Origin of the sequence: Methanosarcina sp., from assembly GCF_035390745.1 — an archaeon.
Taxonomy (GTDB): Archaea; Halobacteriota; Methanosarcinia; order Methanosarcinales; family Methanosarcinaceae; genus Methanosarcina.
On the sequence record NZ_DAOOUJ010000001.1, the window covers coordinates 135,750 to 151,973 of the forward strand.

Here is a 16,224-nt window from a genome sequence, read left to right on the forward strand (position 1 = left end):
CAGGCTTATGTTTTATTTTCATTTTATTGCTTATTTTTCTGACACCGCTTTTTTTGCCCTCTGTTTCATCTTTTCGGCAATGTCAATGCCGAGCCGCTTGCATTCCTGCAGGTCCTTGTCTGTTGGCATGTGAAGGATTCTGAGCACGGGGTCTACAACGGTCATTCCCAGCTCACGCATCTTTTCAGCTATCATTATGGGCGCTTCCCCGCTCCATCCATAAGACCCGAATGCAGCTCCCAGCTTGCCCTGCGGATTTGTAGAAACAAGGGTCTCATTCATAAATTTCTCCATTGGTAGCAGCATTTTGTAGTAAAAAGTCGAAGAGCCAACTGCAATTGCTTCTGCTTCTTTGAGTTCTTCGGGCTTTACATCATAGAAACTGACAACCTTTACGTCAACATTCTTTGATTCAATCCCATTCCCTATTGCTTCTGCCATGGCTTTTGTATTCCCTGAGGTACTCAGATAAACTACTATTGCTTTCAACCTCTATCCCCTCCAGCGATATGATGAATCTGATATCAAGGCAGTCCGGACAACGAGAGCAAAAACCGGCACTTGCGTATCTAAAACTCAGAGTTAGAAGGCATAACCCTGGTTTTCTCGCTCCCCAATTCAACATTATTTATAAAATTTGTTTTAAATAAGGGTTTCGTATCCGAAAAAGTTCAAGTTTTAGAGTCCTGTCTTCATATAAAGTCTGCCTCTATTCGGATAGGGGCTATATAGTTTACTACCTGAAGAGCAATGCTTTCAAGAAAATTGCGGACATTCTGCGGAATTCTGTCCAGGGTATGGGAAGCAAAATTAAGGCTGCCTATCACCTCTCCCCTGTGTTTCATAGGAATCACTGCAACTGCAGTGATCTTTTCTTTCATTAGCAGATCTGCCATATCTTCCGAAAAAAAACTCAGTCTATATACTGGCTTCTCAGTCCAGACCTGCTTTGCTTCCGGAGAGTCTGCCCTGTATGTATAAATTTTTTTCACAAATTCGGAAGAAAGCCCTCTGTGCGCCACGAGGTTGATCTGGTCAAGAAGTTCGTCTTTGAGGTATATGCCTCCGGAGTCTATTCCTTTTACCTTAAGGCAGGCATCAAGGACAAGATTAAGCATAGTCTGGAGGTTCCATGTGGTGCTCAGGGCTATCCCGAGCTCCCTCTGGATTTCGAGCATTTCCTGTGCTTCTTTTCTTTCGGTTATATCAACTATTATTCCCTGGAAGTAAGTAGCATTGCCTTCATTGTCCCGCTGAATGTATGTCCTCTCTTCAACCCAGCGAACATTGCCATCTCCTGTGAGGATTCGGTACTCCATCTCAAAGGAGTCGTACCCCTCTCTAATAGAGCGTGCAAGGTTTTCATGGACCGAATTGATGTCTTCTTTATGAACTATATCTCCATAAAGGATTCTTCCCGACATGAAATCTTCAACAGTGTATCCGAGCTGAGTTACATTTTCCGAAACGAATTCTACAGGCCAGTTTTCCGTATTTTTCCAGAGAAAAGCTACTGCTGAACTTTTGTTGATTATAGTTTTCAGCAAGTTCTGCATTTCAAGGGATTTTCTCAGGGCTTCTTCGATTTTTTTCCTGGAGGTTATATCAAGCACTATTCCCTGAAAACAGGTCACATTTCCATCTTCTTCCCTCTGGATAAAAGTTCTTTCATTTACCCATCGCAGGTCTCCGGCTTTTGTAAAAATCCTGTATTCCGAATTGAAGCTTACATCTCCTTTTTGAATATTTCTCTCGAGTTCTTCTTCTACCCTTTTCAGGTCATCGGGATGTATTATCTTTCCGTACAGAACTTCCTGTGATATAAAATCGTCAGCTGTATACCCAAATTGTACTACGTTTTCTGAGACAAAAGTTGCAGGCCAGTATTTTTCATTCTTCCACAGGAAGACGACAGCCGGGCTGTTGTTGATTACTGCAGTCAGCACTTTCTGCATTTTGAGGGCTTTTTCCAGTTTTTCTTCACTTCTCTTCTTCTCGGTAATATCGAGTACCACACCCTGAAAGTGGGTTACCTTTCCTTCCGGATCTCTCTGAATGAAGGTCCTTTCGTTTACCCAGCGTATCTTTCCGGCTTTAGAAAAAATCCTGTATTCCATATTGAAGTCCGGAGCTCCTGTTTGGATTCTTTTATTGAGCCCTTCTTCAACTTTATTGAGGTCCTCAGGGTGTATAATGTCTCCGTACAGCACCCTGCCTGAGATAAAATCCTCTACCGTATAGCCAAAATTTACCACGTTTTCGGAAACAAATTCTGCAGGCCATTTTTCTTCGTTTTTCCAGAGAAATACCACTACCTGACTATGGTTGATTATAGTTTTCAGGGCTTCTTCCTTTTCCAGGGCTGCGTGGAGAGCTTTTCCCCTCTCACCTCCCGCATCTGCTACTTTGGGATAAGTGTTCAGTTCTTCTCTATTTTCTGCATGCTTACCGTTCATTTTTTCCCTGCCGTTTATATAATTGTGCTTTTATCAAATATCAGTTTTATTGGTCTGGAATCTCTTTTTCCATACCTCTGTTCTGTGGATACGAAAAATATTTATGTTCCAATCCTCTGGCTCTCCTCATGCTGTCTTTACTTGCTGTATTCTTTTTTGAAATCTTCTGGAAAAACTATTTATATTATAAAAGAGGTAATAAGATTCCGTATTCCTTATATGTGATACGGATCTGCCAGTCGGAAGAATTCCATTACCATACCACCAAAAACAACAGACTGGAAAAACTGTGCAACCGCACAATCTATCATGAACCCCTTCAAGAACCCATATGAAGAATATCAGTACCCAACCTGGATACTAACCGACCAAACATGAAGCAAAGCGGGTTTCAGGAAATATGCACAGTGAAAAATCGCGAATACGGAATACAAAAAATGGCAAAAATAAATGGCAAAAAATCTAAAAAATGGCTAAAGTCTAAACAGGATAGAGTGAAAAAAGTCCAAACACATAAAACCTCCATAAAGGATCTGCAGTAAGGTTTTGAGGGAAAACCTGCTGCTTTTCCTTTGCTTTAAAACTATTTTGTCTATCAGCTTTCTTACATTTCTCCTGGACTTTAAGATACGCTATTTATCATTTCTGTCTAAGTTTATTTCTAAAACAGGATAAAACAGAGCTGTCTTTCTCTTTGAATGATATAATCAAATGATGGTTTTATGAAAGTTTCACCTCCTGTTTTTCCTGACTAAAGTGCCGGAAGTGTAAAATTCGAAATTAAGAATTTGTGGAAAAGAACCCTGAATGTATCTGATGCCTTAAAATAATGCCTTAAAAATCAGGGAAATAAAAAAGCAGTAAATGAATAAATCTGGTGAACGGATACTACCCTTTTGTGGTTAGATGTTGTGGTGTGGTGGTTGGGTGTGATCTTGTAGATGTGTAGTCTCGGGCAGGCCCGTTCACTATGCTAAAACCAAGATCCATGACTGGCTATATAAATATTTGGATACTATTATATTAAATTTCCTTTTTGTGACAGCTAATGTCAATTTTGAGACTTAATTTGGGATTTTTTGTCCGGATTTTGTCCTTCTATTGTTAATATAAAGCATTATTCTATTCAGAAGCACTTTACAAAGTCTTTTATTAATATTCTCTTCAACTTTCTTTTTTCCGATTTCCTTTTTTATTCAATGTTTTACTTTTTTCTTCAGTTTACTTTTTTCATATTTTTCTTTAGCGTTTTTACAGTTTTTCTTCCCCAACCTGTTTATACTATGAAGTTTTTTTTCCTATCTACACATTATAACGGATTGAATTCATAGTTTTCAATGTAAAAATTAAAAAAGAAGATCTAGGAGATTTACAATGAGAAGCGCCATCATCAAAGAGGGGCCTGAACGTGCCGCTAACCGTTCCCTTCTGAAAGCAACAGGAGTTACGGATGCGGAAATGAAGAGGCCGTTCATCGCGGTTGTCAATTCCTGGAATGATATCGTTCCTGGTCATACCCACCTGAATAAGCTCGCTGAAGCTGTAAAGGCAGGGATCAGGAACGCTGGGGGAGTTCCTTTTGAGTTCCATACTATAGCGGTTTGCGATGGGATTGCAATGGGGCATGAGGGTATGAAATATTCTCTCCCGAGCAGGGAAGTTATAGAGGACACAATAGAAATCATGGTTAAAGCCCACCAGTTTGACGGTATGGTTCTTATCCCCACATGCGATAAGATCGTCCCCGGGCACCTTATGGCAGCAGGCAGGCTTGATATACCTGCTATTGTTGTGACCGGAGGGCCAATGCTTCCTGGATACGTGGACGACAAATATACCGACCTTATTTCTGTCTTTGAAGGTGTCGGTGCCTATAAGGCAGGCAAACTTTCCGAAGCCGAGCTCAGAAGGCTGGAAAACCTTTCCTGTGCAGGAGCAGGTTCCTGTGCCGGCATGTTTACTGCAAATACAATGGCATGCATGACCGAAGCCCTCGGATTGAGCCTTCCCGGCTGTGCAACTGCCCATGCTGTTGACGCAAAAAAGATGCGTATTGCTAAAGAGTCCGGAGAACGAATTGTGGAGCTTGTAAAGCAGAATATAACTCCGCGGAAGATTGTCACTTACAGGTCCTTTGAAAACGCCATAATGGTCGATATGGCAGTCGGAGGAAGTACAAATACCACTCTGCACCTTCCTGCCCTTGCCCATGAGTTCGGGATTGAGCTGCCTCTTGAAACCTTTGACAAACTGAGCAGGACAACTCCGCATCTGATCTCTCTCCGGCCCGGCGGTCCGAATTTCATGCTTCACTTTGACAGGGCAGGCGGAGTCGAAGCAGTCATGCAGAGGCTGGCATCAAAACTTCACCTTGACCAGCTTACAGTCAACGGCAAAACTATCGAAGAAAACCTGAAAGAGTTTGAAATCGTTAACCCGAAGCTGAACAAAGAGATCATTGCAACCCTTGAAAAGCCAGTCCATGCCGAAGGTGGGATCGCAGTCCTCAAAGGCAGCCTTGCTCCGGATGGATCGGTTGTCAAACAGGCTGCGGTTGACCCGAAGATGCGCGTCCACACAGGTCCTGCAAGAGTTTATGATTGTGAGGAGGATGCCATGAAAAGCATTCTTGCAGGTGATATTAAGCCCGGTGATGTTATTATTATCCGCTATGAAGGTCCCAAAGGAGGTCCAGGAATGCGCGAAATGCTTGCAGCAACAGCCGCAATCGGAGGAATGGGCCTGCTCGAGTCCGTGGCTCTGATAACTGACGGGCGCTTTTCCGGAGGAACCCGCGGTCCATGTATAGGGCATGTCTCTCCCGAAGCCAGTGAAGGAGGCCCGATTGGTCTTGTAAAAGATGGAGACCTTATAGAAATCAATATTCCTGAAAGAATCCTGAACCTGAAAATCTCTGAAGAGGAACTCGAGAAGCGCAAAGCTGCCTTTGTTCCCCGTAAAACGGAAATCACAGGTTACCTTGCCAGATATCAGCGCGCCGTCCATTCCGCAAACACTGGCGGAATAGTGGACTGAAAATGTCTTAAACTTTATTTTTCAGCGGGTTTCTCCTCCGCTGTTCTTTTTCTGGAAACGTTTATAGCGCCTCAGAACGATCTTTTATTTGCCTTTTTATTCAGAGCCATTCGTGCAAAACCATTCTTTATTGAGAATTCACTACGAAATTCAGGGGGAAGGAAGTTCTGGAAGTAGAGGGGTTGTGTTCAATCTGCGGGCGGCCGTCTAAGCTTCATACCTGCCATTTATGCGGGAGGCTTGTATGCGGCCAGTGCATGAGCCATAGAATAGGCGTCTGTATCAAATGTGCAGGTGGAAGGGAACTTTCTGCATTCGATTGAGGAGATCTGGAACATTTAAGTAAGCCGGTCAGAAGCAGACAGCCAATAGTTCCTCAAACTTAATGTAAAAAAACAATAAGTTATATTATAAATCTGCGTAAAGTCATTGCTATTCTCTAAATACGTTTGTCTTTTATACATCATGTTTTCTAATTATTTCTCAGCATTCATAAATATTATATGTAATGATTGATCCTTGAAAAAATTTTTATATATTTCAACCGCCATATTACTGGTTGGAGGTCTAAAATGATATTTGAAAATGGATATACAGTTAGAAAAGTTAACACCTCGCATGGCTTAGATATGTACATCTCCCGGTTTGGCGAGCTTGTAAGCGTTCTGCCATACAGTCCAAAGTTTAATATTTCTAACTTAATTAAGAGAATAGAAGCAATGAATTATTAAATCAGAGAATGCGAAGTTAATATAACTTCCACAATCCTCTTTTTCTTCTGGTATCTACAACTACTTATATCTCTTTATTCAAGCAAATTAAACCAGCAGGTTAATAGGGTGCCTGTTTGCAGGCTCTATATCGAGATCCGCCACGGCTTCGGCAATCATTATGTCGCTCATTGCAGCCATGGGGAAAATATATTCTGCGTATTCTATGGGGCCGTAAAGGATGAAGTCTCCGGCTGCGGCCTGCTGGAGGCATGTAGAGCCTACGTCGCAGATCTTATACATGACAGGATCTTTTTCTTTCTGCCGGTTCAGCCAGTTCCAGGCTGAGGGAGCATTATGTATTCCGGAACCTGTAGGGTAGCCCCATTTTGCTTTTGCGGTAATTGTCATTCTGAGGGCTATCCCGGCTCCGTTTCCCATAGGTGTGATGCTCGGGTCAATAAGCTTGTTTACTATACCGCACCTCTCTGCAATTGATAGGAGACCTTCTTCTAGCAGACCTGCTCCTGTCTCGAGCAGTTCCATCCTTCCCTGAAGGGTAGAGTCCTTGGCATTGAAGCCCAGAATAATCGAACTGTCAATATCGGACTGTTCAAGGGCTTCTATTTCTGATGCGTTTATGCTCATGTTTATGGAGTTATACACTGCCCTGTCTGCAAGCCCTATTTCGCTTACGTATCTGGCTGCATGAGAACGTACAGCTCCTTCGGGAGAATCTATCAGAAAAGGAGAATCGGAAACATCTGCAATAAAATCAATATAGTGTGTGATACTCTCAGCGGTTGTGCCGAAGATATGGACCATATGAGGATTTCCGGTAGTATCAGAACCCGATTCCTGCAGATTTACGAGCTTTTCGGCAGCAGCCCTGTCAAAAAGGCCTTTTGCGGCATTTTCGACTATCTCATGTTTGCTATAAAAAATGGTCCCTGCAAGTACGGTAGGGAGTTCTCCAGGTTGTCCGCCTACTTTTACTCCTGCAATATTGGCAATTTCCTGTTCTTTCTGGAACTTAAACATCTCTACACCCTTGAAATCCACATTTATCAAAATAAAAACTTATTTCGGTTCAAAAAATCATAGAATCAGAGGTTTTCTGCCAGGCAGATGATTCCTGCTTTTGAATCCATTACGAATTCTTCTGAAATAATTATGTCTCCTGAAGTGGGAACTGCAAAAGAAGGCTGTCTTTTTTTCGGAGCACAGACGACCATGGGCTCTTCAGGGTATGCTTCCCCTTTTTCCTTATATTCTTCAACAAGCTTTCGGATCTTTTCCGGGTCGTTCAGCCCAATTCTGTTGAGGAGTGTAACCTGCTGCTGGAAGCGTTCGACTGCAGTCCTGGATATGTTTTCTATAAAGGGAATTGCGCCATGTGAACCTTTAATTCTTCCCTGTTCATCAATTCCGTTTGCATGGATTGCGAGCAGGGAATGCCCTGCAAGATGTCCCCTTGACTCGGTTCCGCAGACCAGCACGTACCTGATATTGGAGTTCGAAATGACATTTACTATTATCTTTTCAACTCCGAGGTTTTCGGTTTTTGAACTGCCCCAGATAGCAGCCTCAGGGCAGGCATCAAGGTGACTTGCAAGGGTTACTACTGCAATTCTTGAATCAGGGTTTCCTGTAACATAGTCTCCTTTTACAGGGGGCCAGTTTTCTGCAATAAGCTTCAATGAATCACCTTTTTTCTTTCTTTGTTCAGATATGATAGTGCACTTGCAAGCATGATGGCTTTCGTAAAATGCCCGCCTACTCTTGATGTGTCCACGAACACATAATCATCCATCAGTACTGGCGCTCCGAGCCCATCGCCTCCGCCAAGGAAGGCAACGGTCCGGAAAATAAGGTTGCCTGAAATTCCGTCAGGGGCAACGATAAAGTTTGATTCCTTTATTGCATCTTCAATAAGAATTGTATAATGTTTGGTTTTAATCCCGAGTTCCTGAGCCCTTCCTGCTACGAACTCCCCATCTGCAAGCGTCCTGTCCACACGCCTGTCTCTTCCGATATCTCCCATCCTGCCTCCGGAAAGCACTCCTACGGCAGGCTCAACCCCCAGTCTCCTTATGTGTTCTGCACCAAGGGTTATCATACGAAGCTTGTCTGAAATCGTGTTTCCTTCATCTATTCCTACAGGGGCGAGGAAAAAAGGTGTTCCATCTGCTGTCAGGAGAAGGGCAAGCCTGCAAATTCTTTTCATGCCAAGGGCTTCTTTCAGGTTTGAAAGAGTTCCGGATGCTTTAGCAGTGCCTCTTATAACTGCATCCACTTCTCTTGAAACAAGGAGCTCTGAAAGGGTTTTTTCGGGGTCCCCGGTATCTATAACCTCAAGCTCGGTCCCTATTTTATCTATTTCTTTTTTACTTCCTACAAGGACTACCTGTGCATACCCAAGTTCCTGAGCTTTCCATGCACTCTCAAGAGTTTTGGGATTTGGGTCTCTTATTCCCATAGCCACTCTTGCTCTGTTTGCCCGGGCTCGTGCTTCGATAGCCTCAAGGAGGGCATACATGCCGTTCTTTTCCATATCTATCAAAACTTTTATTTAAGATTTGAAGTAGTTCTAAGAAAAACAAACACACACATTAATTAATTTTGCCCCTCCCGAGTTCCGCCTCGGGAGGGCGGTGTCCTTTTCGGTCGCCTTGCTCCCTCAAGAGGACTACTTTTTAGTTAATTAACGTCATTTACGTCGGAGGACTGAATTATAAGTTATGATTTTATTCAGAATAGGCTGGGTGCTGGAAAATTAAGTGCTGCGAACATATTAAAAAAATTAAAACATATAAAGTTAATAATGAGTTCTTTTTTTATTGTTATGGTTTAAGATGATATCGTCAATTGAATGGGCTGAAAAATACCGGCCCCGGACCCTTGGAGATGTCGTGGGGAACAAGAAGGCAGTGCAGGATTTGAGGGCATGGGCTGAGGAATGGCAGTCCGGGATTCCTGAGAAGAGGGCTGTGGTTCTTTATGGACCTGCAGGGATAGGGAAGACTTCAAGTGCTCACGCGCTGGCAAGGGATATGGACTGGGAAGTAATTGAGCTCAATGCAAGCGACCAGAGGACTGCAGGTGTTATTGAGAAAGTTGCAGGATCTGCAGCGTCAATGAACACTCTTTTTGGGGGCAAGCGGCTTATTATCCTTGATGAGGCAGATAATCTCCACGGGACTGCGGACAGGGGTGGGATGAGAGCCATTGCCGGGATCATAAAATCCACACTTCAGCCGATAATTCTTATTGCAAATGACATATATGGGTTAACACCGACAGTCAGGAATATTTGTCTGGAAATTAAGTTTGGGTCAGTGCAGAGCCGTTCTATGGTTCCTGCTTTGAAAAAGGTCTGCGAAGCCGAGGGGATTTCTTGCAGCCAGGAAGTTATTCTGCAGATTGCAGAAAATGCGGGAGGAGATTTCAGAAGCGCTATGAATGACCTTCAGGCTGCCGCGAGCGGGAAGGTCGCTCTGGATGTTGAGGATATAAGCACTTCAGGCAGGGATGTTAAAGAGAATATCTTTAAAGCTATGCAGAAGATTTTTAAAGGCACTGACTGTAAAAAGGCTCTTGAATCAGCATACGGGCTGGATGAAAGTCCTGAAGATCTTGTTCACTGGATTGATGAAAACCTGCCTATCCAGTATGCGCGGAAAGACGGCGACCTCGAAGATATAAGGACGGGTTTTGAATATCTCTCAAAGGCTGACCTTTATCTCGGGCGTGTAAAGAAGCGCCAGAACTACAGAATGTGGAGGTATGCCAGCATGCTCATGGTCTGCGGGGTTGCCATTTCAAAGACAAGGCCGTATCATGGCTTTATTAAATATCAGCAGCCTTCACTCTGGAGAAGACTCGGGCAGACACGTTCCAGGAGGGACATGCGGGATAATATTGCTTCAAAGATAGGGGAACACAGCTTTGAATCGATGCACTACTCAAGAAATAACCTTTCGGGTTTTTACGCTCTAATGTTGAAGGACGAAGCGTCTGCTGTTGAAGTTACCGCAAATCTCGGGCTTGAGCTTGAGGAGTTGATGTACCTTTCAGGAAGTGCAAAAGCGAGTAAAAAACTCCAGAAAATTTACGATGATGCGCAGAAACTTCTGGAGAAGAAAAAGGATAAAGCCGAAGAACAGGATTTTTTTAAGGTTCATGTTCCTGAAATAGATGATAAACAGACAACTCTCCACAGTCCTGTTATTATTCCAGAGAACGAACCGGAAGATCCTGTTGGAAAGCCCGAAACTCCTGAACCTCAACCTTCGGAGAGAAAGCAAAAAACCCCTGGCATGGGATTTGACGCACTGAAAGATCTTCATGAGAGGAAAGGTCCCTCAGGGAAGAGACCTGAAGTAAATCCTGAACCTGCAAAGAGTAATTTCTTCTCTTTTACTGAGCTCCTATCTGAAGAAAAACCTCTCTCTGAAGCCGCAGGAAAGAAAGCCTCTCTTGTATCGTCAAAAAAGAAAGAACTGGATAATAAAGAGCCTTCAAAAAAAGGGATATTTGATAAAGGTTTGTCTGCCGCAGCTCTTCAGGATAATTCAGGAGATGTTCCTAAAAAAGTCGAACCTAAGAACCAGAAAACACTTTTCGACTTTTAATTTTTCTTAAACGCTAATAACTCTCTTTTCCTTTTTTGATTGGAGAATAGACTATTTCTTCTTTTTTAGTTTTTTTGACTGTAGGGGTAAGCTTCTGAGGTTTTTAGAGTAAGCATCTGGATATTATGAATAACTTACTGCTGTGTAAAAAAATACGAGTTATGTAGAAGATGATTTTATGTGTGAGCGGAACGACGGGGTTGATTTTTTATGAAAGAAGAAGTTGCTGGTGTGTTTGGGAAGTTTGGACTGGAATCCGCTCACAAATATTACTATGTAACTTCAGTTATAAATACTTTTTTAATATATTTAGCACATGTCTCTTTCTATCTTATTTTGTCTGATTAGTCTTTTATTTTTCTGACATGAATCTTTTATCGATTTCCTGTCTTTCTATTCTCTTCTTACAGATCCTTCTTAAGATTTCCGGGAGGGATAATTCTTTATTTTACTTCATAAAGTTAAAGTATTTTTTACAGTTTGGGCTTGCTGTGATGGGATAAGATAAGGGCGAGTGATACCTGAACAATTCAAGTTAAGAAAAAACTGGTTAATGTTAGTAACTGGTGGGGATAAAACTGGATCCTGTAAAACTGAGTTGAGAAAAAGCTCATTAGAAAAGTTGTGAGCGGGCTTGGGGAGTTTGGGGAATAGTTGGGGGGAATAGTTGGGGGATATGGGTTTGGGGTTATACTATGGAAAAGAGACCCGCTCACTTAGCATGAGTAATCATTGCATCCTATAAATAGCTTTCCATTATATTCCACATAATTTATATTTACAGTCTTATAGTTTTTATTTTCTAATACAGTCTCATTTAATGGCGTTTTTTGGAATATGTACCGTCCTGCTGAGTAGATCAGAACTTTTAATCACACTGAAAGAAACATAGTTAAGAAATGATGATATTAATCTTAGTTCTCTTTGGTATATCCTGATAGAATTTACTGACGAATTGATGGCACAGTCTATTCAGGCACAGTCTATTTATTGTCTTTATTCAAGGATCGTATCCGGCATTTGATTCAGTATTACCCCGTGTCACTTCGACACATCTGAGTAAGCTGTAAACTGGCTTGAGAACAAATTAGCTGGCAGCAACCGGAATTGTAAAGGTAAACAGGTTACAGAAAAGTTCGTATAAGAGTTAGTATGAGCGGGCTGGGGAGTATGAATTGGGGGTGTTGGGGGGTTGGGGTTATCTTACAAAAGAGAGACCCGCTCACATGTATACATCATGCTAATCTCATATAAATATATTTTGCTTGTATTATGGCTGTATCTAAAAATAATCAGAGTTTTTCTGCAAAAGAAGGACTTTTCACACTACAGTAATACTCTTGTAATTTTTCTACTTTTGTCTTATTCCTTAAAAACCTTTTATTAAAATGGTGCGTGAAAATTATGGGGTATATAATGATTTCTAATTGTTGATGATTTCTGAAATCTGCTCCGAACAAAAGACATATATATAACTAGTGACATGTTGGATTTACATTTCAAGCAACTGCTTGTAAGCAAGCACAAAAATGTTACTAATTGCAAACTGGGCTCGTGGTCTAGTCGGTTATGACATCGCCTTTACACGGCGGGGATCCTGAGTTCGAATCTCAGCGGGCCCACTCTTCTTTAAGCTTTTTTCTGATTTTTTAAAAATACTCTGGCATTCAGTACTTTCTTTTTATGCTTAAGCATCTTTTTGAGTATAAATCTTAACTTTTAACATCGATTAAAATGGAGCTCTGTCCGGAATCAATACTAATTCCTTCTAACAATAACATTCTGATTTTGAGCTTGGCAGATTGAGAGCAGATTTACTTCTTTTTGAGGCTCAGTTTTCTCTTTTGCAGGTCAAAATTTCCTTTTAAACTTCGCACTTTATATTATACTGATATTGTTATATAGAAAGGAGAACGATAAAGACTTAGAATCTTTGTTACCTACAAAAAGATACGCTTTAATATATTTTGAAAGCGTTTATCTTTACAAAGATCATTCATATCAGTGGGGGAGGAGTTAGTATTGAAGAGAAGAAGCAGGACAGATATAGCAGTGGATATTTTGAGGGTGGCGATGAATGGGGCAAAGAAAACCCATATCGTTTACGAAGTAAATCTCAACTTTAATATTGCTCAGAAGTATCTGGAAATGTTAAAAGAAAAAGAGCTTATCAGACACGAGAACGGTGTTTTCATCACAACCGATAAAGGAAAAGTTTTTCAGGAAATGGCTAAGGAACTTAAACTTTAAGTTTCTTTTTTCTTACTATTACATTTTTTTATTATTTAATCTCATTCTTTTTTAATCCTTTCTTTTATCCGCCATCTATTCTATTTTTTCATCTTCAGCCCTTTCAAGTAGTAAATCAGGATAAGGTTTAGTGAAGTAATTTGATTCAGTAATACTCTTTCTGAACATTCGTCCCCTTCCATATAAATAACGGCTTTTGGAAACATATATACAGTGGCGATAACGGCATTTTTTTGAACTGCATACCGAAAAAATTGCCTGTCTATTGAATATTTTTTCCTTTCGTTGAGTGCCTGCGGTGTTCTTAAGAGCCTGGTATTGGGAGTGGGGTAACAAAGATTAACCGCAATATAATTGCTGGAGTTTTCTCTATAGTTCTCTATAGAGAAGATAGGGGCAGGTTTAGACTAAAAGTTATATTAAAGAAAGAGGAGAAGGGGCTTTATACAAATATGATAGTCATATACATGATACATATCTTACACATGATATGTAATCTGCATACTAACCAAAGATGACTCTATTCCTGCCAATTTATACAGCTTTACAGGAGGCAAATAAGGCAAATAGTTGATGACATAACTGGCTGAAAAGCGTTTATTGTTTTTATTGCTTTTTTAAATGCGTCCTTTAGATTAGGGGGACATTTTACTGATGGAGGGAATAATTTGACTGAGGGGGATAAATCTATCATAAAACTCAAGGTTGCGGAAGCTGACCAGAGGGATGTTGGAAAAGGGATTGTACGAATCGACGAAAGTTTCAGGGAGATACTTGGCCTCAAGCCCTTTGACGTTGTGGAGATCAAAGGTGGAAAGTCAACGTCTGCCCTAATAGGTCGTCCTTATCCCACTGATGAAGGGCTTGACATTATCCGAATGGACGGGCTTATCCGCACGAATGCAAAGACCAGTATAGGCGAGTATGTGGAAATCCGGAAAGCTGAATGGAAAGAAGCAAAGCATGTGACTCTAGCTCCCGTGACCAAGGGTATGCAGATCTATGCTCCGAGTGAGACTCTCAAAGCCGTATTCATGAACCGCACGGTTTTAAAAGGGGATTTTATTTCCACCACCAGCTTAAGGAGGTCCAGTGACAGGGACATGTTCAGCAAGGGGCTCATGTTTGAGGACTTTTTCCAGGACTTTTTTGGGCAGGGTTTTGGGCCTTCCTTTGGGCTTGGGGAAATAAAGCTTCAGGTGGTTTCTACCTCCCCTTCCGGGATTGTAAAGATCACGGATATGACCGAGATAGAACTCCTTCCCGAAGCCGTGGAAATCCCTCCTGAACAGACCGTTCCTACTGTAATGTACGAAGACCTTGGTGGGATTAAGGATGCCATTGGCAAGGTAAGGGAAATGATAGAACTTCCCCTGAAACATCCGGAGCTCTTTGACCGTCTGGGGATCGATGCCCCCAAGGGTGTGCTGCTCCACGGTCCGCCCGGGACGGGCAAGACCATGCTTGCAAAAGCGGTTGCAAACGAGTCTGATGCTTATTTTATTTGCATAAACGGCCCGGAAATCATGTCCAAATACTATGGGGAATCCGAAAAAGCTATCCGTGACATCTTCGAAGAGGCTGAAAAGAACGCTCCTGCAATCATTTTTCTGGACGAGATTGACTCCATTGCCCCTAAAAGGGCTGAAGTCACCGGAGAAGTCGAAAGAAGGGTGGTAGCCCAGCTTCTTTCCCTTATGGACGGGCTCAAAAGCCGCAAAAACGTGATCGTGATCGGAGCCACCAACCGACCCGAAGCCCTGGACCTGGCGCTGCGACGCCCAGGCAGGTTTGACAGGGAAATTGAACTCCGGGTCCCGGACACTGAGGGCAGGCTCGAGATTTTTCAGATCCATACCAGGGGTATGCCTCTTGCTGAGGACGTGAACCTCAGGGATCTTGCCCAGGTCACCTACGGATTTGTGGGAGCTGACATTGCTGCTCTCTGCCGGGAAGCTGCCATGAGCGCCCTCAGGGCAATTCTCCCGAAAATCAATCTGAAAGAGCCCCAGATCCCGACAGAAATTCTGGATTCCCTTCAGGTCACAAGAAAGGACTTTGAAGAAGCCATGAAAGATGTCCAGCCCTCTGCCATAAGAGAAATCCTTATAGAGGTTCCCAATGTGAGCTGGGATGATGTGGGGGGTCTGGAAAATGTAAAATCACTCCTTAAAGAAGCCATAGAATGGCCGCTTAAAAACCCGGAATCTTACAGGGACATAGGTGTAGAAGCTCCAAAAGGCGTGCTACTCTATGGGCCTCCGGGTACTGGAAAGACCCTTATTGCAAAAGCCATTGCACATGAGTCCGACGCCAACTTCATCACAGCCAAAGGAAGCGACCTGCTCTCCAAGTGGTATGGAGAATCTGAAAAGCGGATTGCGGAAGTTTTCATGCGTGCACGGCAGGTTGCTCCTGCCATAATCTTTCTGGACGAACTGGATTCCCTCGCACCTGTACGCGGGATTTCCGCAGGAGAGCCCCATGTGACAGCCAGGATCTTAAACCAGCTCCTTTCCGAAATGGACGGACTCGAAGAACTTCGGAATGTCGTGGTGCTGGGCGCCACCAACCGCCCTGATATCATTGACCCTGCCCTTATCCGGCCAGGACGCTTTGACGAACTCATTCTGGTGCCTGTTCCGGATGAGGGAGCACGGAGGGAAATTTTCAAGGTGCACACAAGGAAGATGGCCCTCGGAAAAGATGTGGACATCGAAAAACTCGTATCTCTTACCGACCAGTACACAGGTGCCGATATAGCAGCTGTGTGCAAAAAAGCAGGTAGGTTTGCGCTTCGGGAAGACATCCACGCAAAAAGCGTTAATCAGCAGCACTTCTTGAAGGCGATTGAGGAAACAGGTCCTTCAGTTACCCCGGATACCATGAAATACTACGAGGCAATCAGAGGCGAATTGAGAAAAAGGAAGTCCAAAGAAATAGAGAGCCCTTACTATATCTGAGAATCAGATGAAAAACCGTTAGAAGGACCCGGTTTTTTTCTATTTTTTCTATTTTTCTATTTCTTCCCTACTGTCTTTAATCTATTAATTTCTCTAATCTCATTTGACTTTTTTTTGCCCTTAAAGTTCCTATTTATTTTTCAGCTCCTTATTTTTATCATCTATTCTCCTTTTT

10 protein-coding genes and 1 tRNA gene are annotated in these 16,224 nt (G+C 42.5%); 6 read left to right on the top strand and 5 right to left on the bottom strand.

Translation table 11 applies throughout. The features are described from left to right. Positions 1–30: 30 nt before the first annotated feature. Both PLL47_RS00615 and PLL47_RS00620 read right to left on the bottom strand, forming a co-directional pair. Complete coding sequence (locus PLL47_RS00615; RefSeq protein ID WP_324443615.1) at positions 31–489, bottom strand: flavodoxin domain-containing protein; 459 nt, start codon at positions 487–489, stop codon at positions 31–33. Positions 490–692: 203 nt separating this feature from the next. Beyond that, entirely contained in the window at positions 693–2,456 is a 1,764-nt protein-coding gene (locus PLL47_RS00620; RefSeq protein WP_324443617.1) for a PAS domain-containing protein, read from the bottom strand. Positions 2,457–3,830: 1,374 nt separating this feature from the next. Between PLL47_RS00620 and ilvD the strand changes: the two genes are divergently transcribed. Beyond that, positions 3,831–5,492, top strand: a complete 1,662-nt coding sequence (gene ilvD, locus PLL47_RS00625) for a dihydroxy-acid dehydratase (protein ID WP_324443619.1) — start codon at positions 3,831–3,833, stop codon at positions 5,490–5,492. Positions 5,493–6,064: 572 nt separating this feature from the next. Then, a complete protein-coding gene (locus tag PLL47_RS00630; protein ID WP_324443621.1) occupies positions 6,065–6,223 on the top strand; it encodes a hypothetical protein in 159 nt (52 codons plus the stop codon). 87 nt (positions 6,224–6,310) lie between these two features. Here the strand turns inward: PLL47_RS00630 and mtrH are convergent, their stop codons facing one another. From mtrH to mtxX, 3 genes are all read right to left on the bottom strand, one after another. Beyond that, a complete protein-coding gene (gene mtrH / locus PLL47_RS00635; RefSeq protein WP_324443750.1) occupies positions 6,311–7,243 on the bottom strand; it encodes a tetrahydromethanopterin S-methyltransferase subunit H in 933 nt (310 codons plus the stop codon). Positions 7,244–7,308: 65 nt separating this feature from the next. After that, positions 7,309–7,902 (bottom strand): tetrahydromethanopterin S-methyltransferase subunit A, encoded by a 594-nt coding sequence (locus PLL47_RS00640; protein WP_324443623.1) that lies wholly within the window; start codon positions 7,900–7,902, stop codon positions 7,309–7,311. Further along, positions 7,899–8,756, bottom strand: a complete 858-nt coding sequence (mtxX, locus tag PLL47_RS00645) for a methanogenesis marker protein Mmp4/MtxX (protein ID WP_324443752.1) — start codon at positions 8,754–8,756, stop codon at positions 7,899–7,901. Before mtxX ends, PLL47_RS00640 begins: the two co-directional genes overlap by 4 nt. Before the next feature lie 301 nt (positions 8,757–9,057). Here mtxX and PLL47_RS00650 point away from each other — a divergent pair, with 301 nt between their 5' ends. From PLL47_RS00650 to PLL47_RS00665, 4 genes are all read left to right on the top strand, one after another. Then, the gene (locus PLL47_RS00650; protein ID WP_324443625.1) at positions 9,058–10,836 is read left to right on the top strand and encodes a replication factor C large subunit; all 1,779 of its coding nucleotides are present in this window, start codon (positions 9,058–9,060) and stop codon (positions 10,834–10,836) included. Between the two features lie 1,548 nt (positions 10,837–12,384). Next, positions 12,385–12,458, top strand: a tRNA-Val gene (locus PLL47_RS00655). 382 nt (positions 12,459–12,840) lie between these two features. Further along, a complete protein-coding gene (gene sso10a, locus PLL47_RS00660; protein ID WP_230625035.1) occupies positions 12,841–13,086 on the top strand; it encodes an Sso10a family chromatin protein in 246 nt (81 codons plus the stop codon). 668 nt (positions 13,087–13,754) lie between these two features. Beyond that, entirely contained in the window at positions 13,755–16,049 is a 2,295-nt protein-coding gene (locus PLL47_RS00665) for a CDC48 family AAA ATPase (protein WP_324443630.1), read from the top strand. The last annotated feature ends 175 nt before the right edge of the window (positions 16,050–16,224 follow it).